Here is a 23,279-nt window from a genome sequence, read left to right on the forward strand (position 1 = left end):
CCTGTCGAGACAGGAAACTCCCCCGGGAATCACAACAAGCTGATATAAGAGTTACTTTATCGACAAGGCATGAAAATTGCCAATGGCATGATAATTGCTTGAAACAAGGCTTGCATGCGTGGATTCAGCGGACTAGGGTGGGGTTTTCTCGCACGTTGAGCGGATCTCTTTTCCTATGGCCATGAAGGCTTCCCTGCAACTGCGGCTCGGCACCCAGCTGACCATGACGCCTCAACTGCAGCAGGCCATCGCCCTGTTGCAGCTTTCCACCCTCGATCTTCGTCAGGAAGTCCAGCAGGCCCTGGAATCCAATCCCATGCTGGAGCTCGACGATGACTTCGGCGAACAGGCGGTCGGCGACGCTCCCGAGGATGACTGGGCCAGCGAGATTCCCGATGAATTGACCGTCGACAGCGACTGGTCGGATACCTATCAGGATGCCGGACTGGGAAGCCTGGGAGGCACCGGTAGCGGCGAAGCCCCCGACTTCGAGCGCCAGGCGGCCGGCCAGAGCCTACAGGGACACCTGGCCTGGCAACTGGCCATGAGCGGCCTGGATGAGCGTGCCTCGCGTATCGCCGAAAGCCTGATCGACGCGGTGAACGACGATGGCTACCTGGACCAGCCCCTGGACGAGATTCGCGATGGCCTGCGTGCCCAGGGCCTGGACGGGCTATCCAGTCGCGAGGTCGAAACCGTGCTGCTGCGGGTACAGCAATTCGATCCCACCGGCGTCTTCGCGCGCGACCTGCGGGAATGCCTGATGCTACAGCTCGCGACCCTGCCCCAGGACACTCCCCGGCTCCCGCAGGCTCGGCGCCTGGCCCGCCAATTCCTCGAAGCCCTGGCCGGCGATGACCGACGCCTGCTGAAGCGACGCCTCGGCCTCGACGATGAGGCCCTCGACGAGGCGATCGCCTTGATCCGGGGGCTCGACCCCCGCCCAGGCAGCGCCTTCGCCCGCGAAAGCGACGACTATGTCATTCCCGACCTGGTCGCCCGACGCACCGAAGACGGCTGGCAGGTCGAGCTCAATCCCGAGGCCATGCCACGCCTGCGCATTCAGCCCGACTATGCCGCCTTGATCCGACGCGCCGACAAGAGCCAGGACAACCAGTTTCTCAAGGACAACCTGCAGGAAGCACGCTGGCTGCTCAAGAGCCTTGCCAGCCGCAACGACACCCTGCTCAGGGTCGGCCGCGAGATCATGGTCCGCCAGCTGGATTTCCTGGAGCACGGCGAGGAAGCCATGAAACCGCTCATCCTGGCCGACGTTGCCCAGGCCGTGGAGATGCACGAATCGACCATTTCACGGGTGACCACCCAGAAATACATCCACACACCGCGCGGCGTGTTCGAGCTCAAGTATTTCTTCTCCAGTCATGTCGGCGGTGGCGATGATGCGCACTCCAGCACCGCCATCCGCGCCCGGATCCGCAAGCTCATCCAGGAGGAATCGGCACGCAAGCCGCTCTCCGACAACAAGCTCGTCAGCCTGCTCGCCGAGGAAGGGATCGACGTGGCGCGGCGGACAGTGGCCAAGTATCGCGAATCGATGAGCATCCCCTCCTCGAGCCAACGCAAGCGCCTTCGCTGAGCGTTTACGCCGGGGCCCCACGACGGCGTCGCACAGGGGGTTTGCTCGACTCCAAAAAGGGTTACAATCGAGGCACAACCCAAGGAGCAAGGAGCGTGTCATGCAAGTCAACCTCACCGGCCATCATGTGGAATTGACCGACGCCCTGCGTGACTATGTCCAAGAGAAGCTCGCGCGCCTCGAACGTCATTACGACAACATCACTACCGTGCAAGTCACGCTCTCCGTGGAGAAAGAACGTCAACAGGCTGCCTGTACCCTGCATGCTGCCGGTGCCGACCTGCATGCCGAAGCGATGGACGGCGACATGTACGCTGCCATCGATGCCCTCGCCGACAAGCTCGATCGCCAGTTGGTGAAACACAAGGAAAAATCCCAGGCGCGCGCCCAGGGCGCCGCCGGCGCACGCTGACCCGTCATGACTCTGGAAACTATCCTTCCCCCCGAGCGCACCCTTTTCGATGTTCCCGGGGGGAGCAAAAAGCGCGTACTGGAATTCTTCAGCACCTTCATCGCTCAGAACACACCCAGCCTCGACAGTCAGGAGGTCTTCAGCCGCCTGATCGGTCGCGAGCGTCTGGGCAGCACGGGCATCGGGCACGGGGTAGCCATCCCCCACTCCCGTAACCCGCACTGCAAGGCCCCCATCGCCGGCTTTCTGAAGCTCGCCGACCCGATCGACTTCGATGCGGTCGACGGCGACCCCGTCGATCTGGTGTTCGTGCTGCTGGTTCCCGAGCAGGCCGACGACGCCCACCTGGCTCTACTGGGCCAGGTCGCCGCCGTGATGAATGACGCCGACACACGCAATGCCCTGCGTCGCGCCGATAGCCAGCATGCCCTGCACGAGCGACTCATCGAGGCAATACGCCGACAGGCGCCGGCCGAGCACGACTGACGGAACCAATACCCGGGGCCTTCCGGCCAGCTACTCGACCAGGAGATCCGCCATGCAGATCGTGATCATCAGCGGCCGTTCGGGCTCGGGGAAGTCGATCGCCCTGCAGGCGCTGGAGGATCTCGGCTTCTACGCCATCGACAACCTGCCGGCCATGCTGCTCGGCTCACTGGTGGATGAGCTGCACGATGCCCAAGCACACAGTTCCATCGCCGTCAGCATCGATGCCCGCAACCTGCCGCATGCCCTGCAACGCTTCCCGACGCTACTCCATGAGCTGCGCGACCGGAAAGTCCAGTGCCAGGTGGTCTATCTCACCACCGACGCACGCATCCTGCTCGAGCGCTACTCGGCCACTCGACGCCGCCATCCACTGACCCGCAACAACCGGATGACGCTGGCCGAGGCCATCGACCAGGAGGAGGCCTCCCTGGCGGAAATCCGCGATCTCGCCGACCTGGTGATCGATACCTCCCGTCTCTCGGTGCATGATCTACGGGGCCGCATCGCCGACCAGGTGGCCGAGCGCGGACAGGAAGCCCTGGCCCTGACCATCGAATCCTTCGGCTTCAAGCGCGGCGTTCCGCTCGACGCCGACATCGTCTTCGACGCACGCTGCCTGCCGAATCCTTATTGGGACCCTTCACTGCGCGATGCCACCGGGCGTGACTCGAGCGTCATCGCGTTTCTCGACGGCTATCCGATGGTCGACGAGATGCGTCGGGACATCCTCGCCTGGGTAGAGCGCTGGCTACCCCGCTACCTGGCCAGCCAGCGCAGTTACCTCACCGTGGCCATCGGTTGCACCGGTGGCCAGCATCGTTCGGTCTACCTGGCCGAACGCCTGGCCCACGACCTTGCCGTTCAGCAACCCAGCGTTCGCCTGCGTCATCGTGAACTGGGCATTCATCTCAGCCGCCTCCCCTCGGAAACGACGTCCTCAACCGAACAAGACGATCACGACCACGAAAAGGAACCCTGAGTCCGTGCCGAGTCGAAAGCTCACCCTGACCAACAAGCGCGGCCTGCACGCCCGCGCCGCCACCCGCCTGGTCCAGTGCTGTCAGCCCTATAACGCCACCGTCACCGTCACCCACGGCGGCCAGACGGCCGACGCCGGCAACATCATGTCGCTGCTGATGCTCGCCGCCCCCTGCGGCACCGAATTGCTCGTGGAAGCCGAAGGCGATGACGGCGACACCGTCCTGGATGCGCTGGAGGAACTGTTCGAAGCCAGGTTCGACGAAGAAGCCTGACAGCTGGAAGCTGGAAGCTGGAAGCTGGAAGCTGGAAGCTGGAAGACACCATGAACCCCGAAGTCGTGGTGTCAAGGTTTTTCTTACAGCTTCCAGGCGCGAAGCGCCGCTCTTCCAGCTTCAAGCTTAAGCCCGGCGAAGCCGGGCCGGGCGAAGCCCGGCTCAGCCGCCCGCGACGGTCATCTCGTCGATCAGCCAACTGCCGGTATGAATGCTGCCTCGGGTATCGATGTCGTCGCCGATGCCCACCAGCCCCTGGAACATCGTCTCGAGGTTGCCGGCGATGGTGAACTCTTCCACCGGGTGCTGGATCCTGCCGTTCTCGACCCAGAAGCCGGCGGCACCACGGGAGTAATCCCCGGTCACGCCATTGACGCCCTGGCCCATCAGCTCGGTCACCAGCACGCCACGATCCATGCGTGCCAGGAGCGTCTCGAGTGATTCCAGCGGCGCCGCGATACGCAGGTTACGGGCGCCACCGGCGTTGCCGGTGGTCGACATGCCCAGGCGTCGCGCGCTGTAGGCGGAAAGCAGATAGCTGGCCAGCCGCCCCTGGTCGATGAAGACATTGTCACGGGTCTGGACCCCATCCGCATCGAAGGGGCTGCTGGCCATCGCGCCGACTTCCATGGGACGCTCGCTCAGCGAGAACCACGCCGGGAATAGCATGGTATCCAGGCGCTCGCACAGGAAGGAGGACTGGCGATACAGGGCGCCGCCGGCAATGGCACCCAGCAAGTGTCCGACCAGCCCGGAAGCGAGCGAAGGATCGAACAGCACCGGCATGCGACCGGTGGCCGGACGCCCGGCGCCCAGACGCTGCAGGGTACGCTGCGCCGCGCTCTCCCCCACGGCAGCGGGATCCCGCAGCGCACGCGGATCACGTGCCGTGGTGTAATCGTAGTCCCGCTGCATGCCCGAGGCATCCTCGGCGATCAGCAGACATGACAGCGAGTGCCGGCTGCCCCGCTGCCCCCCCAGGAAACCATGGCTGTTGGCATAGACGTTGACGCCCTCGCCGCTGGACAGGCTGGCCCCCTCGGAACTGCGGATGCCCTCGACGCCACGCCCGGCATTCTCGCAGGCGAGGGCCAGCTCGATGGCCTCCTCGGTGGAGAGGGGCCAGGGATGGTGCACATCCAGATCCGGGAAACGGGTCGCCATCAATTGGGCATCCGCCAGACCGGCGGCGGAATCCTCTCCGGTATAGCGCGCGATGGCCAACGCCTTCTCGACCACATCGCGAACCGACGCCTCGCTGGCATCGGACGATGACGCACTTCCCTTGCACTGCCCCACGTAGACGGTCACCGCGATGCCCTGATCCCGCGACAATTCCACGGTTTCCACATCGCCCTCGCGCACGCTGACGCCGATGCCCTGATCGACGCTGGCTCCCACCTCGCAGGCATCGGCCCCCAACCGGCGCGCCAGCGCCAGGGCCTCTTCGGCACGGGTTTCCAACAGGGCCTGCTGCTCGGCGGCATCAAAAGCCTGTGTCATCGATCTGTCTCCTCACTCGGCCGGCTCTCGGGGCCGGCACTTCACAATATCGCGATTATCCAGCCCATGACGACGGGCTGGTATACTGGGCCGACTTCACGTTCCCTAACCCCAGGACACGGCATGACCCAGGATGATTCCTTCCCGACCGACGAGCGGCCCAGCAAGTCCCAGCTCAAGCGCGAGATGCACGCCCTCCAGTCTCTCGGAGAGCGGCTCATCGCCATGAACGAAGCCGAGCGGGCCCGCTTCCCCCTCTCCGACGAACTCCTGGCCGCCATCGACGAAACCGGCCGCATCCGTGCCCGGGAAGCCCGTCGGCGTCACATGCAATACGTCGGCAAGCTGATGCGCCGCGAAGACCTCGACGGTATTCGGGCAGTGTTCGACGAACTCGACCGCGAACAGCTACAACGCGACCATGCCTTCCATCGCCTCGAGAAATGGCGGGACCGCCTGATCGACGAGGGCGACAACGCCGTCGCCGCCTTCATCGACGCCTTTCCCGACACCGACCGCCAGGCCCTGCGCCAGTTGATCCGCAACGCCCGCCGCGAACGCGACCAGGGGAAGCCCCCCACCAACGCCCGCCGACTGTTCAAGCTGATCCGCGAGACGGCCGGCCTCTAAAGCCAGAAGCTTGAAGCCTGAAGCTGGAAGTTACCCCTGTCAGGCCATGGGTTTCTCTTCCAGCTTCCAGCCGCGAAGCGGCGCTCTTCCCGCTTCGAGCTTCATGACTGAGTCCCGCCCACGGTCAGCTCATCCAGCTTCAAGGTGGGCTGGCCCACCCCGACCGGTACGCCCTGGCCTTCCTTGCCGCAGACTCCAATGCCGGTGTCCAGCTCCAGGTCATGGCCGATCATCGACACCCGGCCCATGGCTTCCGGGCCATTGCCGATCAGGGTCGCGCCCTTCACCGGCGCGGTGATGCGACCGCCTTCGATCAGATAGGCTTCGCTTGCCGAGAACACGAACTTGCCGGAGGTGATATCCACCTGGCCGCCGCCGAAACTCACCGCATAGATGCCGCGATCGACACTGCCGATGATGTCGGCGGGATCATCCTGGCCGGCCTGCATGTAGGTATTGGTCATGCGTGGCATCGGCAGGTGGGCAAAGGACTCCCGGCGGGCATTGCCGGTCGGTGACATGCCCATCAGGCGAGCATTGAGCTTGTCCTGCATGTAGCCGGTGAGGATGCCGTCCTCGATCAAGGTCGTGCACTGCCCAGGCGTGCCCTCGTCGTCCACGCTCATGGAGCCGCGACGGTCGGCCAGGGTCGCATCATCGACCACGGTGACACCGGGGGCGGCCACACGCTCGCCCATGCGACCGGCGAAGGCGGAGCTGCCCTTGCGATTGAAATCGCCTTCGAGTCCATGCCCCACCGCCTCGTGAAGCAGAATGCCCGGCCAACCGGCGCCCAGCACCACTGGCATCTGGCCGGCCGGCGCGTCGATCGCTTCCAGGTTGACCAGGGCCTGCCGCACGGCTTCCCTGGCGAACCGCTCGGCGACATTGTCGTCGCGCAGACGAGCCATGGAGTAACGCCCGCCACCGCCGGCACTGCCACGCTCGCGACGTCCATTTCGGACCACGATGACGCTGACGTTGAAACGCACCAGGGGACGGATATCCACCGCCTGGGTACCGTCGCTGGCTCGCACCAGGACCACCTCGTAGACACCGGTCAGCGAGGCGCTGACCTGCTCCACGGCAGGATCCGCCGCACGGGCCACACGATCGGCCAGCTTGAGCATGGCGATCTTGTCCTCGGCGGACAGGCCGGCCAGCGGATCGACACCGGCATAACGCGCCTCGGTCCCCACCTGAATGCACGGCGCCGTCGCCAGGCGGTCACCGCTTCTGACGATGCCGGACGCGGTGCGACCGGTCTCTGCCAGGGCATCGGCGGTGATCTGGTTGGAATAGGCAAAGCCGGTCTTCTCCCCGGCCATGGCACGTACGCCGACGCCACCATCGATGTTGTAGCTGGCGTCCTTGACCTCGCCATCCTCGAGCGACCAGCCCTCATGCCAGCTGCGCTGGAAATAGAGGTCGGCATAATCGATGCCGGGGCCCAGGGCATGCCCCAGCCCGGCATCGAGGGTATCGAGGTCGAGGCCACCGGGCGCGAGCAATACCTCGCCGACCCGATCGAGCATGGAAGACGTCTGTGATGTCATTCGGCACTTTCCAGAGAGATGCGCGGCGAGGTCCATGGGCCCCGCACGCGATAGTGAATTCGGGTCACGCGGTCGATGACATCGCCGAATATCTTGTCGGCGACGAACAGCGCGCCACCTACCACCGGGGCACCGGCGATCACCGCCGCCAGGGGCAGGTTATTGCTCACGGGCACTGTGACGCCGAGCCGCTGATCGAGTTCCCGGCGCACCAGGTCGACACTGCCCTCCAGCGTGAAGTGGGTGGCGGCACCATCGATCGTCACCGGACCGCGCGTTTCCAGCACTCCACCATACAGGGTTGCATCGCCGCTGACACTGTCGAAGGCGGTGCCACGACCGGTGACATCCGAGAAATCCAGCCGCAGCCGGCGTAGCAGGTTGTCCACGTTCAGAAGGCCGACCAGCCGGGCCGAGGGTGACTCGAGATTGGCGAAACGTCCGTCGCGCAATTCGATACCCAGATTGCCCCGGGACCGTGCCAGAGCGAACTGCCAGGGTGCTCCGGGCCAGGCCAGCTGGCTATCGACCCGGGTTTCGGCACTGCTCACCGCCACCGGCTGGTCCAGGGCGTGTAGCGCCGTGCCGATATCGCCGCCCTCCAGGGAAAGCCGTGAGCGGGTCAGGCTGGCCCCGGGGCCGGAGGCCTCCCAGGTCAAGTTGCCCCGGGCATCGATCTCGCCGAGGCTGAGTGCCACGGGATCCAGGACCAGTTGGTCAGGGGTGGTCCGCCAACTGGCGTTGAAAGCGCCGAGAGAGCGCGATCGCCAGCGCAACGACTCGACGCTGAGCTGCCCGGCCGGTACCTCCCCGATCCCGTCCGGCATCGCTACCGGAGTCGGTGGTACATCGAGCTCCTGGAACAGCGTCCCCGAGCCTTGCCCGGCTGCATCGTCGGCGCCATCCGGCACCAGGTCGTCCAGGCGCAGGCGATTCAGCGTGATATCCAGGGGCGCAGAGCGGCGCGGCCGGTACTCGAGCCGCCCCGACAGCAGACTGCCATCCAGGTCCAGTCGCCAGCCATCGCCGAGGGGCGCGCCGTCGACGATCATCGAGCCCAGGCAACGCTCGTCGATGCTCAGGCACTCGGTATCCAGGGCCACCCGCGATACCTTGACGGCGCCACCACTCCCGCCATTCGAGCCGCCGCCAATCAGTGGCGACAAGGCACGCCCCCAGTCCGCCGGCGACAAGCGGGGCAGATAGGCCTGCACCGACCAGCCGGGCTCGGCCGGCCAGTCGGACGGCGCATCACGGCCGATCCAGACTTGCCCTCGGCCAGTATCGACCCCCTGCCAGCGCAGGCCGAGGCTCGAACCCAGCCGCCCCGTCAGCCGCGTCCGATCGGCCAGCGATATGTCCAGGTGCAGCGGCCGAGACGTGGCTGGCGCCTTGCCGAGCGGGGCGGGCAAGGCGATACCCAGGCCGCGCAATTCGCTGTCCAGCGTCAGGGTCGGGCTCGGCTCATCGATCCTGAGCCGGCCCCGCCAGGGAGCCTCACCGCTGATCAGCGACGCGACACCCGATGGCGCGCCGAGTCCGAGCAGCGCCTCGGCGGTGGCGGTGCCCGACATGGCGACCCCTTCGCCGGCAGTATCGATATCGGCCTCGAAGGGGCCGCCCAGCAGGCGCCCTTCCAACTGGCCGCTCAGCCCTCCTTCCTCGCCGCGCTGCCGCCAGGCGAGAGGGCCCGAGAGCGCGTCGAAGGTCAGCGAGGTCGGCCCATGGGTCAAGGTCGCACGCGCCACCTGGCCGTCGAGATCGAGCGTCAGGGCATCGGGATCGGACAATGGTACCGACACATCCAGCGTCCCGGTCACTTCGCCCTCGCCACGCCAGTCAGCGACAGCGTCCATGCCCTCGGCGGGGATGGCCGCGAGATAGCGTGACAGCGCCGTCGCCGAGGCGGAAAGCGGCCCACGAATCCGCAGCACCTCGTCGGCCGCCATCTCCACGGTCGCATCCTGCGTCTGGACTCCCAGACTCTCGGCATGCTCGACCTCGGCACTGAGCGATTCGTCGGTCACGCTCAGATGCCCGCGCACGTTCTCCAGCGCCGGCCACTCCGGGTCGAAAGGCAAGACCCCCTGCTCGATATCGAGTTCGAGTTGCAACGATGCATCGCCGTCGTCACTCTCTTCCTCGGCCGTCTCGGTAATCGGCACATGCAGGCTCAGCGCTCCTTGCGGCACTCTCCCCGCCAGGCCACCGGCCAGCCAGTCGGCGAGCCCGGCGTCGACTTCCTCGCGCAGCACCGGCATGGGCAGCCAATCGGTCAACGGTCGGTCCAGGGCATCGACATTGCGGAAATTCAGCTGCAGGTCGAAGTCGCCACGCTGTTCGCCCCCCGAAGCCAGGCCGAAGGCGCCCTCGACGGTGGCACCGTTCCATTCGACTTTCAGGTTGCGGCCACTGACGGAACTATGCGAACCCGCGTAGGACCACGCGACCTCGCCGCTGGCGCTGTCGAGCGCCATGGGAGCGGCAAAGACCTCGGGGAAGGCGAGTTCCGCACCACCGCTGTCGATGAAGCGAACCCGCCCTTCGGTACCCTCGGCCTCCAGCCAGATATCCAGCGGCCCGCCTCCCGGTGCCTCTTCCCAGGGCGATACCGACACGTCCGTGGCGCTGATGCGGGCGCGCCACTGTCCATCGCGACGCCCAACCCCCAGGGCGTCGACCCGGCCTCGGGGCGACAGCGCCCGCACGGTGCGAGCCAGGCCTTCGGGCAAAGGCAATCGATCGCGCCAGGCAGATAACGCCCCGAGCTCGAAGCCGCTCCCCGTGAGCCACCAATCTTCGCCCGAGCCTCGCGCATGCCAGAAACGCGGCAACGGCGGCCCGGCAGCGTCCTCGTAGGGGGCATCGACGCTGCGAGCATCGCCCGCAAACCAGGCTTCCCACCCATCACCCTCGACATCACGCAGCCACTGACCACGCAGGCTCACGTCATCGAGCACGATACCGGCCTGCTCGGCCTCGTCGAGGGCATCCTGGTTCAGCGCCAGGCGCGGTGAGGTCATGTCAAGGCGCACGTCGGCCAGTCGCCCGTCCTGCCAGCGCCCCCACAGGCGCGCCTCGCCGCTCGCGTCATCGAGGCGCAGCATGTCATCGAAGCCGAGCAGCGCCGACAATCCGATCAGGCTCTCGAGCTGCATGTCCGCCTGCAGGGCGGCATCAAACCCAGCGTCGTCACCCCCATCGTGCATCACTTCCATCACCGCCTGGAAAGCCGTGCCCGGTTGCCCCTGCAGTTGCACCTCCCCTTCCAGGTGGGCGTGTCCCTCGCTGCTCGTCATCAGCAGGCGCGGCGCATGCAGTATGGCCACACGCTTGCGGCCATGCAGCACCACGCGCGTGTCGTCGGCCCAGGCACGCTGGCGCAGCAAAACGCCGACCCAGAAGTCCAGGCGCGACAAGTCGAATTCACCGGCGGGAACCAATTCCGGGGGCACATCGGCTGGAGCCGGCCATTGCCAGCTCAGGTCCTCATCCTGATAGAGGTGCAGGGTGACACCATTGATCCGCGACTTTTCGAGTACCGGCATGCCACGACGCAGGCTGGCTGCAGTATCGAGACGCAACGTCGCCCGCTCGACTTCCAGCAGCGGCACATCGCCCAGGCCTTCGCGGGAACGAAAGTCCAGATCCGCCACCTCGAACCAGGGGTCGAGCCCGGCCACGCCGCCCCGCACATCGTCCAGCGAGACCTCGGCGGAAAAGCGCGACGCCAGCATCGACTCCAGCTGCGGCGACAGTCGGTCGACCTGGCCCAGCAGCAGGCGCATGACGATCAACAGTACTGCCGCCAGCGTCAGGGCCAGGGCCAGTAGCGTCAACGACCAGCGGAAGACCAGGCGGCTCGACGACATGGCTTACATCAGTACGATATCGTACTGCTCCTGGGAGTAATGGGATTCCACCTGGAAGCGAATGGTCTTGGCGATGAACTCCTCGAGATCCGCCACCGCCGCCGACTCCTCGTCGAGCAACCGATCCACCACCGACTGGGCGGCCAGCACGGTATAGGTCTCGGCGCTGTAGGCACGTTCCTCGCGCAGGATCTCGCGAAAGATCTCGTAGCACACCGATTCCGGCGTCTTGAGGGTGCCACGCCCATCGCAGGCGGGACAGGGCTCGCACAGCGTCTGCTCCAGGCTTTCCCGGGTCCGCTTGCGGGTCAGTTGCACCAGGCCGAGCTCGGTGACGCCGGTACACTTGGTCTTGGCGTGATCCCGTTCCAGGGCCTTTTCCAGCACCCTCAACACCTGCCGCTGATGCTCGGTGTCTTCCATGTCGATGAAATCGATGATGATGATGCCACCCAGGTTGCGCAGCCGCAGCTGGCGGGCAATAGCGGTCGCCGCCTCGAGATTGGTCTTGAAGATGGTTTCCTCGAGGTTACGGTGGCCGACATAACCGCCGGTGTTGACGTCGATGGTGGTCATCGCCTCGGTAGGATCGATGACCAGGTAGCCCCCCGACTTGAGTTGCACCTTGCGCGCCAGCGCCTTCTGGATCTCGTCCTCGACACTGAACAGGTCGAAGATCGGCCGTTCGCCGGCATAGTGTTCGATGCGCTCGACGGCGTCGGGCATGAACTCCTCGGCGAACTCGAGCAGCTTGACATGATTCTCCCGGGAATCGATGCGCACCTTCTCGATGTCATCACGCATCACATCGCGCAGCGTCCGCATGAACAGCGGCAGGTCGTCGTAGATAACGCTCGGCGCGGGTGCCGTGACGCGTCGCTCGCTAACCTTGCGCCACAACCGCAGCAGGAAATGCATGTCGCCGGCGAGTTCCTCGTCGGTCACTCCCTCGGCGGCAGTACGCACGATAAAGCCCCCGCTGACCTCGAGGGTCTGCTCCGACAGGGCCGCCTCGACCTGAGTACGCAGACGCTCGCGCTCACCATCGTCTTCGATGCGCTGGGAAACGCCGTTGTGCGGGGAATCCGGCATGTAGACCAGATAACGCGACGGCACGGAGAGATGCGTGGTAAGGCGTGCGCCCTTGGTGCCGATCGGGTCCTTGGTCACCTGCACCACCAGCGCCTGTCCTTCATGAAGCAACTGGGAAATCGAGACCTGTTCGTCGGCCGGCGTGCCCGGGGGCATCACCTCATGGGCATGAATGAAGGCGGCACGATCGAGACCGATATCGACGAAGGCGGCCTGCATGCCGGGCAACACCCGCACCACCCGCCCCTTGTAGATGTTGCCGACGATACCACGACGCCGGGCGCGCTCGATGAAGGCCTCCTGCAGCACACCGTTTTCCACGACGGCGACGCGAGTCTCCATCGGCGTCAAGTTGATGAGTACTTCACCGCTCATGCGGAATCCTTGTCCTGGAGGAAAATCCTGGAAAAAGTCCTGGAGAAAACTCGGGCCATTATGACACAGGGTGATTCCAGAGCGGCACGCCCTGCCGGGAAAGCAGTTCGGCGGTCTCGTACAATGGCAGCCCCACCACCGCCGAATAACTGCCCTCGAGATGCGTCACGAACACCGCACCTCGCCCCTGGATGGCATATCCCCCCGCCTTGTCGGCGGGTTCGCCGGTGCGCCAGTAGGCCTCGATCTCCTCCGCCCCGATGTCGCGCAGGGTCACCCGGCTACGCACACAGGCCGACAGCAGGCCCGCCGCCCCATGCACCGCCACGGCCGTCATCACCTCATGGGTGCGCCCTGCCAGGGAGTGCAGCATGGCGGCGGCGTGGCCGGCACTCGACGGCTTGCCGAGGATCTCGCCATCACGAACCACCGCCGTGTCCGCCCCCAAAGTCGGCATTCCTCCCGGCCGATGTCCCGCCGAGGCCTTCTCATGGGCGAGGCGAGAGACATAGGCCTCGGGCGACTCGTCCTCGAACGGCGTCTCGTCGATGGAGACTGGCCGAATCTCGACGCCGATATCGATCCCGGCCAACAGATCGCGACGGCGTGGCGAGGCCGACGCCAGGCGAATGCACGATAGGCGTGAAGTGGTCATGGCGACTCCCGATCATCCCCTGGCGGCGCGACGGCGAAAGGCCCGAAACAGTGTCGTCAGCCAGGGCCACAACACCGCCCCGATCACCGAGGGCAGCAGGAACGATAGATGGATGGAGAACGGCCCCAGCAGGGTACGCAGCCATTGCTCGACCAGTTGTACCGAGCCCAGCAGGACCAGGATCAACACCGCCTGCTGCAACAGCGAATAGGCGCGAAAGCGGGGATAGACCAGGGCGCAGAGAAATGCCAGCAGCGACAGCAGCAAGGCATTCTGGCCAAGCGGCACGCCCTCGATGAGATCCAGCAGGATGCCCAGCACAAACCCGTGGAAGACGCCGACCCGTTCCGGCGCCTTCATGCACCAGTAGATCAGCATCAACCCCAGCCAGTCGGGCCGCCAGATCTGCCAGCCATCGGCCAGGGGCATTACCTGCAGGCAAAGTGCCAGCAACAGCGTCAACCAGATCCAGGGCAGGCCGGCGGATGTCGTGCGCGCCATTACTCCTCCTCCTCGGCGTTCTCATCCTCGCCTGCGACGATGCGGCGCGCCATCTCGACGGCCACCGGGTCGAGCGACGCCACCCAGCCGCCCCGACCATCGGGGGAACGCGGCTCGGGCGGAAACAGCAACAGGAAGTGCCGGGAGCGCTGCAGCTTTGCCACCGGATCCGCCTCGACCCTGGCAAAGGGTTCGCCTGGATCATGTACCACCTTGTCCACCCGAGCCACCGGATAGCCCGGCGGGAAGCGACCCGCCAGGCCCGAGGTCACCAGGAGGTCTCCTTCGCGAATATCGGCGGTATCGGGCACATGAAGCACGTTGAGGCTCTGGTAGCGCCCCGCCCCCTGAAGCACGAAACGCAGCCCGTTGCGATTGACCTGAATCGGCAGGGCATGACTGGCATCCGCCACCAGCAGGACCCGACTCGAATAGGCCGACACCGACGTGACCTGGCCTACCAGCCCCGACGCATCCATGACAGGCTGGCCCACGAAGACGCCATCGCGGCGCCCACGGTCGATGACCATGCGATGCGTGAAGGGGTCCGGGTCCAGGGAGAGCAGCTCGGCGGTGATGAAGGGGATGTCACGTTCCTGGGTCGCCGACAGCAACTCGCGCAACCGCACGTTCTCGGCGGTCAGACTGGCCATCCGTTGAACCCGATGCGACAGGGTCAGGATCTGCTCGCGCAGGCGACGATTCTCTTCCACCAGAGCTCGTTGCTCGGACAGTGCGAGCGCCCCCCAGTTGAGGACGTCACTGGGCAGGCTCACTGCCCATTGCACAGGCGCGACCAGCGTGGACAGCTGGGCCCGCACGGTTTCCATGCGCGTGAAACGCAAGTCGACAAACATCAAGGCGGCGGCGAGGATCGCACACACCAGCATGCGATACCCCGGCACCGACCCGTGCGAGAACAGCGGCTTGATAGGGAACCTCCCCGGTCAGTCGCTGGAGAGCAGCTCGAACGTACGCTGATCGATCATTTCCAGTGCCTTGCCGCCCCCGCGCGCCACACAGGTCAGCGGATCCTCGGCCACCACTACCGGCAAGCCGGTTTCCTCGGCGATCAGCTTGTCCAGGTCGCGCAGCAAGGCGCCACCGCCGGTCAACACCAGGCCGCGCTCGGCGATGTCCGAGGCCAGCTCGGGCGGCGACTGCTCAAGGGCACTCTTCACCGCGGCGACGATGGACCCCAGGGTTTCCTGCAGGGCATCGAGGATCTCGTGGGAGTTGAGCGTGAAGCTGCGGGGAATGCCCTCGGCCAGGTTGCGACCCCGGACGTCGATCTCGCGCAACTCGCCGCCGGGATAGGCACAGCCGATCTCTTCCTTGATGCGCTCGGCGGTGGATTCGCCGATCAGGCTGCCGTAATGTCGCCGCACATAGGCGGTGATCGCCTCATCGAAGCGGTCACCGCCCATGCGAATGGATTCCGAGTAGACCACGCCGTTGAGCGAGATGATGGCGATCTCGCTGGTACCACCGCCGACATCGACGACCATCGACCCCTGCGCCTCCTCGACCGGCAGGCCGGCACCGATGGCCGCGGCCATGGGCTCCTCGATCAGGAAGACCTCGCGGGCACCGGCCCCTTCGGCGGATTCCTTGATCGCACGACGCTCCACCTGGGTCGACATGCAGGGAACACAGACCAGCACCCTGGGGCTCGGCGTCAGGAAGGTGCTCTGGTGCACCTTGCGAATGAAATACTGCAACATCTGCTCGGTGACGGTGAAGTCAGCGATGACGCCGTCCTTCATCGGCCGAATGGCGGTGATGTTGCCGGGCGTGCGCCCCAGCATTCGTTTGGCGTCGGCGCCAACCGCAGCAACGCTGCGCATGCTGCCGGACTGGCGAATCGCCACGACCGAGGGCTCGTCGAGCACGATCCCGCGGCCGCGGACATAAATCAGTGTATTGGCCGTTCCCAGGTCGATCGACAGATCGCTGGAAAACAACCCCCTCAAACGTTTGAACATGAACTCGTTACCTAGTGCAGTCCGGAAGCCCTGTGCGGGAGCAAACGGTATCACTGCACCCCGAGGGCGGCAAGCGTTCCGCGCGTCAACGCCATGCCACGCCCCTGCCAGCAGCGGCGTGGATGTGGTAACTTTGCCCTCTTTATCTCCACCCCCGCGAGGACACCCGATCATGGCGATCGAACACGCAGACGTTCTCAGGGCCGCCCATCTGGCCCGTCTCGGCCTTGACGAGGGCGAAGCCGCCCATTACCTCGACGATCTCGGCCGCATCCTGGAGATGGTCGATCAGTTGCAGGCACTGGATACCGAAGGCGTCACGCCCATGGCCCATCCGCTGGACGCCACCCAGCGCCTGCGCGCCGACGAGGTGACCGAAACCGACCAGCGCGACGACTTCCAACGTTGCGCACCGGCAGTGGAAAACGGCCTCTACCTGGTGCCACGGGTCGTCGAATGACCCTCAACCGCCGTCAACGCCATGTCATCACGGAGCCCAGGGCCCATGCACGATAAGACATTGACCGAACTCGCCGCCGGCTTGCGCGCCGGCGAGTTCTCCAGCCGCGAGCTGACCCAGGATCTGCTCGGGCGCATCGACCGTCTGGACGGTCGTCTCAACAGTTTCATCACCGTGACCGCCGATCAGGCCCTGGCCACCGCCGACCAGGCCGATGCCACCCGCGCCGCCGGCGAGGCCGGCCCGCTGACCGGCCTGCCCCTGGCACTGAAGGACATCTTCTGCACTCGGGACGTCAAGACCAGCTGCGGTTCACGCATGCTCGACAACTTCGCCGCCCCCTACGACGCCGGTATCGTGGAAAGGCTCGCCAACGCCGGCACCGTGAGCCTCGGCAAGACCAACATGGACGAGTTCGCCATGGGCTCGTCCAACGAGAACAGTTTCTATGGCCCGGTGAAGAATCCCTGGGACTTCGACGCCGTGCCCGGTGGATCGTCGGGGGGCAGCGCCGCCGCCGTGGCCGCGGGCCTGGTGCCTGCCGCCATGGGCACCGACACCGGCGGCTCGATCCGCCAGCCCGCGGCCTTCTGCGGCATCACCGGCCTCAAGCCCACCTACGGGCGAGTGTCGCGCTACGGCATGATCGCCTATGCTTCCAGCCTCGATCAGGCCGGCCCCATGGCCCGCAGCGCCGAGGACTGCGCCCATCTGCTCGGCGCCGTCGCCGGCCATGATGTGCGCGATTCCACCTGCGTGGCACGCGGCGTTCCGGACTATGCCGCCGACCTCGACGCCCCGCTGAGCGGCCTCAAGATCGGCCTGCCCACCGAGTACTTCGGCGACGGCCTCGACCCGGCGGTAGCAAGCGCCGTGCGCGAGGCGATCAAGGTCTACGAATCGCTGGGCGCCACGGTGATGGATGTCAGCCTGCCGCACACTCATTACGCCATCCCGGCCTACTACGTCATCGCGCCGGCGGAAGCGTCTTCCAACCTGTCACGCTATGACGGCGTGCGCTTCGGCCACCGCTGCGAGGATCCGACCGACCTTGTCGATCTCTACAAGCGCAGCCGTGCCGAGGGCTTCGGCGAAGAGGTCAAGCGGCGCATCCTGATCGGCACCCACACCCTCTCCGAGGGCTTCTTCGACGCCTATTACAAGAAGGCTCAGCAGGTTCGGCGACTGATTCGCCAGGACTTCCTCGACGCCTTCGACGAGGTCGACGTGTTGATGGGGCCGGCGTCGCCGACTCCCGCCTTCGACCTGGGAGCCAACAAGGACCCCGTGTCGATGTATCTGCAGGACATCTACACCATCGCCGTGAACCTGGCCGGCATCCCCGGCATCAGCGTGCCCGCCGGCTTCTCCGGCAACCGCCCCATCGGCCTGCAGATCCTCGGCACCCACTTCGCCGAGGCACGACTGCTCAACGTTGCCCATCAGTTCCAGCAAGCCACCGACTGGCACCTGCGCCGCCCCGCCTTCGCCGAGGAGTCCGCCTGATGCAATGGGAAACCGTGATCGGCCTGGAGGTCCACGTCCAGCTCGCCACCCGCTCGAAGATCTTCTCCGGTGCCTCTACGGCCTTCGGCGCCGAACCCAACAGCCAGGCCTGCGCCGTGGACCTGGGCCTGCCCGGCGTGCTGCCGGTGCTCAACGAGCAGGCGGTGGCCATGGCCGTGCAGTTCGGCCTCGGCATCCACGCCGAGATTCCCGAGGTCTCGGTCTTCGATCGCAAGAACTACTTCTATCCGGACCTGCCCAAGGGCTATCAGACCAGCCAGATGTATCAGCCCATCGTCGGGCCAGGCGAGGTGGAGATCACCCTGGACGAGGGCGCCACCAAGCGCATCCGGGTACACCATGCCCACCTCGAGGAAGACGCCGGCAAGTCGCTCCATGAAGACTTCCACGGCATGACCGGTATCGACCTCAACCGGGCCGGCACACCGCTGCTGGAGATCGTCTCCGAGCCGGACATGCGCAGCGCCAAGGAAGCGGCCGCCTACCTCAAGGCGATCCATTCGATTGTCACTTATCTGGGAATTTCCGACGGCAACATGGCCGAGGGCTCGATGCGCTGCGACGTCAACGTCTCGGTACGCCCCGCGGGTCAGGAGGCCTTCGGGACGCGCGCCGAGATCAAGAACGTCAACTCCTTCCGTTTCGTCGAGCGCGCCATCGAATTCGAGGTCGAGCGCCAGATCGAGCTGATCGAAGACGGCGGCGAGGTGGTGCAGGAGACCCGCCTCTTCGACCCCGAGGCCGACGAGACCCGCAGCATGCGCACCAAGGAGGAAGCCAACGACTACCGGTACTTCCCCTGCCCCGACCTGCTGCCGGTGGTGCTCGATCAGGCCTACGTCGACCACCTGCGCGACACCCTGCCGGAACTGCCGGCCGACAAGCGCGCCCGCTTCGAGAACGAATTCGGGCTGTCGGCCTACGACGCCGGCGTGCTCTCGGCAAGCCGCGCCATGGCCGAGTATTTCGAACGGGTCAAGGAGGTCTGCGGCGACGCCAAGCAAGCCGCCAACTGGGTGCAGGGCGAACTCTCCGGCGCCCTGAACCGTGAGGGCCTGACCATCGCCGACAGCCCGGTCTCCGCCGACCGGCTCGGCGAACTGATCGTTCGAGTGCTGGACGACACCATCAACGGCAAGGCCGCCAAGCAGGTCTTCCAGGCACTGTGGCACGGCGAAGGTGACTCGGCCGACGCCATCATCGAGGCCAAGGGCCTCAAGCAGGTCACCGACACCGGCGCCATCGAGTCGATGATCGACCAGGTGATCGAGGACAGTCCGGTCCAGGTGGCCCAGTATCGCGACGCCGAACCGGAAAAGCGCGGCAAGATGATCGGCTATTTCGTGGGACAGGTGATGAAGGCCTCCCGGGGCACCGCCAACCCGCAGCAGGTCAATGCCATGCTGAAGGACAAGCTCGATGCCTTGTGCTGAGGCGATGACCGAGGAAGACACCATGGCAGACGACGTCGGCGCGCGACTGCGCGCCCTTCGCAACCTCAGGGATATTTCCCAGCGCGAACTGGCCAAGCGCTGCGGTGTGACCCACTCCAGCCTGTCGCTGATCGAGCAGGGCAAGGTCAGTCCCTCGGTGAGCTCGCTGAAGAAGATTCTCGATGCCATCCCCATGAGCGTCGGCGACTTCTTCACCATGGATCTGGAGAGCCGCGATCAGGTGTTCTACTCGGCGGAAGAACTTGCCGATGTGGGCAGCGGCGATGTCGTCTACAAGCTGGTCGGCGCCAACCGCGCCAGTCGCGCCCTGGGCTTCATGATCGAGACCTACCCCCCGGGCGCCGATACCGGCCGCGAGATGATCGCTCACCAGGGCGAGGAAGCCGGCGTGGTGCTGGAGGGCGAGATCGAGATCACCATCGGTGCCGAGACCCGAGTGCTCGGTACCGGCGAGGCCTATTACTTCGACACCAATGTGCCCCACCGCTTCCGCAACATCGGCAAGGCATCCTGTCGCCTGGTCAGCTGCGCCACCCCCGCGCGCAGCTTCTGAGCCCCTGGCCATTCCACGGGCCGAGCCGCCAGCCCGGCGGTTCGGCCCGCCTTGTTTTGACAGCCTCCTGCAGTGATGGGAATATCTGGAAACATTTTCCAAATGTTTGAGGGTCCAACATGCCGATCGTCAATATCCAGCTGATCGAGGGGCGCACCCCGGAGCAGAAGGAAGCCTTGATCGAGAAGGTTACCGCCGCCTGTGTCGAGTCCATCGACTGCACGCCGGAGAGCGTGCGTATTTTGCTCTCCGACGTCGCCACCCAGGACTTCGGCGTCGCCGGCGAGTCGGTCGCCAAGCGCCGCGCCGCCAAGGCACCGGCCTCCTGACCGAGCCTCCGACACGAAAAGGCCGACCGCGGTTCGCCACGGCCGGCCTTTTTACATCGCGCTCCGGCGTCTCACGCCTCACACTGCCAGCGTCATCCATACGCTCTTCAGATCGGAGTACTCCTCCAGCGAGTGGTGAGACTTGTCGCGGCCGTTGCCCGACTGCTTGACGCCGCCGAAGGGCACCGTCTGGTCCATGTCCGCCCAGTTGTTGACGAACACCTGGCCCGAGCGCAGCCGCCGGGTGACGCGCATGATGCGGTCGATGTCCTGGCTCCACAGGCCCGCCGCCAGGCCATAGTCGCTGTCGTTGGCCAGCCGCACGGCCTCTTCCTCGGTGTCGAAGCCGAACACCGCCAGCACCGGCCCGAAGATCTCCTCGCGGCCGATGGCCATGCCGTCGGTGACGCCGTCGAACACCGTCGGCCCGATAAACAGCCCCTTGCCCTCGACCTGGGTGGCCTCGCCGCCGGCGCGCAGGGTCGCGCCCTCCGCCACGCCGCGGCGGATATAGTCGAGCACCCGCTCGTGCTGGGCCTGGTCGACCATGGCGCCCATAAAGCTGTCCGGGTCCAAGGGGTCGCCGGGCTGCATGCGCTCGGCGGCGGCCAGTACCTTGTCGACGAAGGCCTCGCGAATCGTATTCTCGACCAGCAGCCGCGAGCCGGCGATGCACACCTCGCCCTGATTGTGGAAGATCGCCGCCGCGGCATGCTCGGCCACCCGGTCCAGGTCCTTGCAGTCGGCGAAGATCACATTCGGGCTCTTGCCGCCGCACTCCAGGAACACTTTCTTGAGGTTCGACTGGCCGGCGTACTGCATCAGCTGCTTGCCGACCCCGGTGGAGCCGGTAAAGGCCAGGCAGTCGACGTCCATCGACAGCGCCAGCGCCTTGCCCACGGTGTGGCCGAAGCCTGGCAGCACCTGGAAGACGCCGCGCGACAGGCCGGCCTCGCGGGTCAGTTCCGCCAGACGCAGCGCCGAGAGCGGCGACTTCTCGGAGGGCTTGAGGATGACGCTGTTGCCGGCGGCCAGCGCCGGGCCGATCTTCCAGGCGGTCATCATCAGCGGGAAGTTCCAGGGCACGATGGAGGCCACCACACCGAGCGGCTCGCGCATCACCAGTCCCAGGCTCTCCTCGCCGGTGGGCGCGACTTCGCCGTAGAGCTTGTCGATGGACTCGGCATGGTGACGAATGCAGCCGATGGCACCGGCCATGTCGCCCAGCGAACTATTCACCGGCTTGCCCATGTCCAGGCTGTCGAGCAGCGCCAGCTCGTGCTGGTTGGCCTCCATCAGCTCGGCGAGCTTGAGCAACACGGCCTTGCGACCGGCCGGGGAACGCCGCGACCACTCGCCGCTCTCGAAGGCGCGTCGGGCCGCGGCCACCGCCGCCTCCGCATCGGCGGCGTCGCAGCTGGCCACCTCGGCGAGCGTCTCGCCGGTGGCCGGATTGACGGTCGTGAAGGTTGCGCCGCCGGCGGCGTCGACGAAGGCGTCGTCGATATAGGCGCGGGTCTCGAGACGCTGCTCGGTCGTCAGGCGCTTGGCCAGCACCTGCCAGTCGGCCAGGGTTTCGGGAATCGGAGTTTCGGGTGTCGAGAGTGGCATGGTCATGCGGTTGGCTCCTCTTGCCTATGCGGTGCGTGCATCAGCCGGCGGGCGGTCTCGTCCAGAGCCCGGCGCGCCAGTTCCACCAGCTCGTCGATGTCTTCGCGGCGGATCACCAGCGGCGGCGCAATGATCATGGTATCTCCTACGGAGCGCATCACCAGGCCGTTCTCGAAACACAGGTCGCGACACAGGTTGCCGGCGCCCAGCGATTTGTCGAAGCGTTGTCCGGATGTCTTGTCGACGACCAGTTCCAGAGCGCCCATCAGTCCCAGGGAGCGCGCCTCGCCAACGATCGGGTGATCGGCCAGGCTGGCCCAGCGCTCGGCCAGATAGGGGCCGAGATCCTCGCGCACCCGATCCACCACGCCCTCGGCCTCGAGCAGTTCCAGGTTCCTGAGCGCCACGGCGGCGCAGACCGGGTGGCCGGAGTAGGTGAAACCGTGGAAGAATTCGCCCCCCTCTTCGACCAGCGTCTCGGCGACACGATCCCCGACCAGCACGCCGCCGATCGGCAGGTAACCCGACGACAAGCCCTTGGCAATCGGCATCAGGTCGGGCTCGAGGCCATAGTGCTGGCTGCCGAACCACTCGCCGAGGCGCCCGAAGCCGCAGATCACCTCGTCGGCGACCAGCAGGATGTCGTATTTCGCCAGTACCGCCTTGACCGCCGGCCAGTAGCTCTCCGGCGGCATGATGGCACCCCCGGCACCCTGAACGGGCTCGGCGATGAAGGCCGCCACCTTGTCTTCGCCAAGCTCGAGGATCTTGTCCTCCAGCGCCGCGGCACACGCTCGGCCGAACGCCTCCGGCGACATCGCCTGTCCCTCACCGAACCAGTAGGGCTGACGGATGTGGGCGATCCCGGGAACGCAGGGACCACCCTGGCCATGCATCGGCGCCATGCCGCCCAGGCTCATGCCGGCCACCGTGGATCCGTGGTAGCCATTCTCCCGGCCGATAACCCACTGCTTGTCGGGCCGCCCCTTCAACGCCCAATAGCGTCGTACCATGCGCAGCACGGTATCATTGGCCTCGGAGCCTGAGCCGGTGAAGAACACATGATTGATGTGCGCCGGCGCCAGATGACACAGCCGCTCGGCCAGCCGTACCGCCGGCGGATGCGTGGTCTTGAAGAAGCTGTTGTAGTACGGCAATTGCTCGAGCTGGGCGGTCGCCGCCTCGACCAGCTCGCGGCGACCATAGCCCAGATTCACGCACCAGAGCCCCGCCATGCCGTCGAGAATGCGGTTGCCCTCACTGTCGTGGATGTAGACACCCTCGGCATGGGTCACAACACGGCTGCCTTCCTCGCCCAGCGCCTTGAAGTCAGTGAAAGGGTGCAGGTGATGGGCTCGATCCAGGGCCTGATAGTCTTGGGTCTGCATGTTGCGGTTCTCCATTCGCTGAAGGCTTTCTACCCGC

The 23,279-nt window shown here is 65.8% G+C and carries 21 protein-coding genes; 11 read left to right on the plus strand and 10 right to left on the minus strand.

Annotated features, from left to right (window positions below; all coding sequences use genetic code 11):
- The first annotated feature begins 175 nt into the window (after positions 1-175).
- The 5 genes from LU493_RS07085 to LU493_RS07105 all read left to right on the plus strand — a co-directional run bounded on the left by LU493_RS07085 (position 176) and on the right by LU493_RS07105 (position 3,751).
- Positions 176-1,597 carry an RNA polymerase factor sigma-54 gene (locus tag LU493_RS07085; protein WP_275287091.1) on the plus strand — a complete coding sequence of 474 codons (1,422 nt, stop codon included), beginning with the start codon at positions 176-178 and terminating at the stop codon, positions 1,595-1,597.
- A 100-nt stretch (positions 1,598-1,697) separates the two neighbouring features.
- A complete protein-coding gene (gene hpf / locus LU493_RS07090; protein ID WP_013331678.1) occupies positions 1,698-2,009 on the plus strand; it encodes a ribosome hibernation-promoting factor, HPF/YfiA family in 312 nt (103 codons plus the stop codon).
- A 6-nt stretch (positions 2,010-2,015) separates the two neighbouring features.
- Positions 2,016-2,495, plus strand: a complete 480-nt coding sequence (locus LU493_RS07095; RefSeq protein WP_275287092.1) for a PTS sugar transporter subunit IIA — start codon at positions 2,016-2,018, stop codon at positions 2,493-2,495.
- Between the two features lie 52 nt (positions 2,496-2,547).
- Positions 2,548-3,477, plus strand: coding sequence for an RNase adapter RapZ (gene rapZ / locus LU493_RS07100; protein ID WP_275287093.1), 930 nt, complete (start codon positions 2,548-2,550; stop codon positions 3,475-3,477).
- A gap of 4 nt (positions 3,478-3,481) precedes the next feature.
- Entirely contained in the window at positions 3,482-3,751 is a 270-nt protein-coding gene (locus LU493_RS07105; protein WP_275287094.1) for an HPr family phosphocarrier protein, read from the plus strand.
- Positions 3,752-3,913: 162 nt separating this feature from the next.
- Here LU493_RS07105 and pmbA read toward each other — a convergent pair whose 3' ends face one another.
- A complete protein-coding gene (gene pmbA / locus LU493_RS07110; protein ID WP_275287095.1) occupies positions 3,914-5,254 on the minus strand; it encodes a metalloprotease PmbA in 1,341 nt (446 codons plus the stop codon).
- A 123-nt stretch (positions 5,255-5,377) separates the two neighbouring features.
- On the opposite strand from pmbA, the gene yjgA reads away from it, so the two are divergent.
- A complete protein-coding gene (gene yjgA, locus LU493_RS07115) occupies positions 5,378-5,884 on the plus strand; it encodes a ribosome biogenesis factor YjgA (protein ID WP_275287096.1) in 507 nt (168 codons plus the stop codon).
- Between the two features lie 101 nt (positions 5,885-5,985).
- On the opposite strand, the gene tldD is transcribed toward yjgA, so the two are convergent.
- From tldD to LU493_RS07150, 7 genes are read right to left on the minus strand one after another with little or no spacing between them, the layout of a single operon-like run.
- Complete coding sequence (gene tldD, locus LU493_RS07120) at positions 5,986-7,440, minus strand: metalloprotease TldD (RefSeq protein WP_275287097.1); 1,455 nt, start codon at positions 7,438-7,440, stop codon at positions 5,986-5,988.
- Positions 7,437-11,312 carry a YhdP family protein gene (locus LU493_RS07125; protein ID WP_275287098.1) on the minus strand — a complete coding sequence of 1,292 codons (3,876 nt, stop codon included), beginning with the start codon at positions 11,310-11,312 and terminating at the stop codon, positions 7,437-7,439. The genes tldD and LU493_RS07125 overlap by 4 nt, the downstream gene beginning before the upstream one ends.
- Before the next feature lie 3 nt (positions 11,313-11,315).
- Positions 11,316-12,779, minus strand: coding sequence for a ribonuclease G (rng, locus tag LU493_RS07130; RefSeq protein WP_275287099.1), 1,464 nt, complete (start codon positions 12,777-12,779; stop codon positions 11,316-11,318).
- Between the two features lie 58 nt (positions 12,780-12,837).
- Complete coding sequence (locus tag LU493_RS07135; RefSeq protein ID WP_275287100.1) at positions 12,838-13,434, minus strand: Maf family protein; 597 nt, start codon at positions 13,432-13,434, stop codon at positions 12,838-12,840.
- Positions 13,435-13,446: 12 nt separating this feature from the next.
- Entirely contained in the window at positions 13,447-13,935 is a 489-nt protein-coding gene (gene mreD / locus LU493_RS07140; protein WP_275287101.1) for a rod shape-determining protein MreD, read from the minus strand.
- On the minus strand, positions 13,935-14,825 hold the full coding sequence (gene mreC / locus LU493_RS07145; RefSeq protein ID WP_275287102.1) for a rod shape-determining protein MreC: 891 nt from the start codon (positions 14,823-14,825) through the stop codon (positions 13,935-13,937). The genes mreD and mreC overlap by 1 nt, the downstream gene beginning before the upstream one ends.
- Before the next feature lie 57 nt (positions 14,826-14,882).
- A complete protein-coding gene (locus LU493_RS07150) occupies positions 14,883-15,920 on the minus strand; it encodes a rod shape-determining protein (protein ID WP_013331666.1) in 1,038 nt (345 codons plus the stop codon).
- 172 nt (positions 15,921-16,092) lie between these two features.
- Between LU493_RS07150 and gatC the strand changes: the two genes are divergently transcribed.
- The 5 genes from gatC to LU493_RS07175 all read left to right on the plus strand — a co-directional run bounded on the left by gatC (position 16,093) and on the right by LU493_RS07175 (position 20,243).
- Positions 16,093-16,380, plus strand: a complete 288-nt coding sequence (gene gatC / locus LU493_RS07155; RefSeq protein ID WP_275287103.1) for an Asp-tRNA(Asn)/Glu-tRNA(Gln) amidotransferase subunit GatC — start codon at positions 16,093-16,095, stop codon at positions 16,378-16,380.
- 45 nt (positions 16,381-16,425) lie between these two features.
- Positions 16,426-17,886 carry an Asp-tRNA(Asn)/Glu-tRNA(Gln) amidotransferase subunit GatA gene (gene gatA / locus LU493_RS07160; RefSeq protein WP_275287104.1) on the plus strand — a complete coding sequence of 487 codons (1,461 nt, stop codon included), beginning with the start codon at positions 16,426-16,428 and terminating at the stop codon, positions 17,884-17,886.
- Complete coding sequence (gene gatB / locus LU493_RS07165; protein ID WP_275287105.1) at positions 17,886-19,340, plus strand: Asp-tRNA(Asn)/Glu-tRNA(Gln) amidotransferase subunit GatB; 1,455 nt, start codon at positions 17,886-17,888, stop codon at positions 19,338-19,340. Before gatA ends, gatB begins: the two co-directional genes overlap by 1 nt.
- Before the next feature lie 22 nt (positions 19,341-19,362).
- Positions 19,363-19,914: a cupin domain-containing protein gene (locus LU493_RS07170; protein ID WP_275287106.1), complete on the plus strand. Its 552-nt coding sequence runs from the start codon at positions 19,363-19,365 to the stop codon at positions 19,912-19,914.
- A 119-nt stretch (positions 19,915-20,033) separates the two neighbouring features.
- Complete coding sequence (locus LU493_RS07175; protein ID WP_275287107.1) at positions 20,034-20,243, plus strand: 2-hydroxymuconate tautomerase; 210 nt, start codon at positions 20,034-20,036, stop codon at positions 20,241-20,243.
- 78 nt (positions 20,244-20,321) lie between these two features.
- On the opposite strand, the gene LU493_RS07180 is transcribed toward LU493_RS07175, so the two are convergent.
- Both LU493_RS07180 and LU493_RS07185 read right to left on the minus strand, forming a co-directional pair.
- Complete coding sequence (locus LU493_RS07180; RefSeq protein WP_275287206.1) at positions 20,322-21,854, minus strand: aldehyde dehydrogenase; 1,533 nt, start codon at positions 21,852-21,854, stop codon at positions 20,322-20,324.
- A 2-nt stretch (positions 21,855-21,856) separates the two neighbouring features.
- Positions 21,857-23,257, minus strand: coding sequence for an aspartate aminotransferase family protein (locus LU493_RS07185; protein WP_275287108.1), 1,401 nt, complete (start codon positions 23,255-23,257; stop codon positions 21,857-21,859).
- Between the last annotated feature and the right edge of the window lie 22 nt (positions 23,258-23,279).

Origin of the sequence: Halomonas elongata, assembly GCF_029081005.1 — a bacterium.
Lineage (GTDB): Bacteria > Pseudomonadota > Gammaproteobacteria > Pseudomonadales > Halomonadaceae > Halomonas > Halomonas elongata_B.

Coding starts and splice junctions, on each gene's coding strand:
- mreC (WP_275287102.1), bottom strand. CDS start 14,825: ATGCTGGTGTGTGCGATCCTCGCCGCCGCCTTGATGTTTGTCGACTTG.
- yjgA (WP_275287096.1), top strand. CDS start 5,378: ATGACCCAGGATGATTCCTTCCCGACCGACGAGCGGCCCAGCAAGTCC.
- mreD (WP_275287101.1), bottom strand. CDS start 13,935: ATGGCGCGCACGACATCCGCCGGCCTGCCCTGGATCTGGTTGACGCTG.
- LU493_RS07095 (WP_275287092.1), top strand. CDS start 2,016: ATGACTCTGGAAACTATCCTTCCCCCCGAGCGCACCCTTTTCGATGTT.
- LU493_RS07125 (WP_275287098.1), bottom strand. CDS start 11,312: ATGTCGTCGAGCCGCCTGGTCTTCCGCTGGTCGTTGACGCTACTGGCC.
- rapZ (WP_275287093.1), top strand. CDS start 2,548: ATGCAGATCGTGATCATCAGCGGCCGTTCGGGCTCGGGGAAGTCGATC.
- tldD (WP_275287097.1), bottom strand. CDS start 7,440: ATGACATCACAGACGTCTTCCATGCTCGATCGGGTCGGCGAGGTATTG.
- LU493_RS07170 (WP_275287106.1), top strand. CDS start 19,363: ATGGCAGACGACGTCGGCGCGCGACTGCGCGCCCTTCGCAACCTCAGG.
- pmbA (WP_275287095.1), bottom strand. CDS start 5,254: ATGACACAGGCTTTTGATGCCGCCGAGCAGCAGGCCCTGTTGGAAACC.
- LU493_RS07135 (WP_275287100.1), bottom strand. CDS start 13,434: ATGACCACTTCACGCCTATCGTGCATTCGCCTGGCGTCGGCCTCGCCA.
- gatB (WP_275287105.1), top strand. CDS start 17,886: ATGCAATGGGAAACCGTGATCGGCCTGGAGGTCCACGTCCAGCTCGCC.
- LU493_RS07150 (WP_013331666.1), bottom strand. CDS start 15,920: ATGTTCAAACGTTTGAGGGGGTTGTTTTCCAGCGATCTGTCGATCGAC.
- LU493_RS07180 (WP_275287206.1), bottom strand. CDS start 21,854: ATGCCACTCTCGACACCCGAAACTCCGATTCCCGAAACCCTGGCCGAC.
- gatC (WP_275287103.1), top strand. CDS start 16,093: ATGGCGATCGAACACGCAGACGTTCTCAGGGCCGCCCATCTGGCCCGT.
- hpf (WP_013331678.1), top strand. CDS start 1,698: ATGCAAGTCAACCTCACCGGCCATCATGTGGAATTGACCGACGCCCTG.
- LU493_RS07185 (WP_275287108.1), bottom strand. CDS start 23,257: ATGGAGAACCGCAACATGCAGACCCAAGACTATCAGGCCCTGGATCGA.
- rng (WP_275287099.1), bottom strand. CDS start 12,779: ATGAGCGGTGAAGTACTCATCAACTTGACGCCGATGGAGACTCGCGTC.
- LU493_RS07085 (WP_275287091.1), top strand. CDS start 176: ATGGCCATGAAGGCTTCCCTGCAACTGCGGCTCGGCACCCAGCTGACC.
- LU493_RS07175 (WP_275287107.1), top strand. CDS start 20,034: ATGCCGATCGTCAATATCCAGCTGATCGAGGGGCGCACCCCGGAGCAG.
- gatA (WP_275287104.1), top strand. CDS start 16,426: ATGCACGATAAGACATTGACCGAACTCGCCGCCGGCTTGCGCGCCGGC.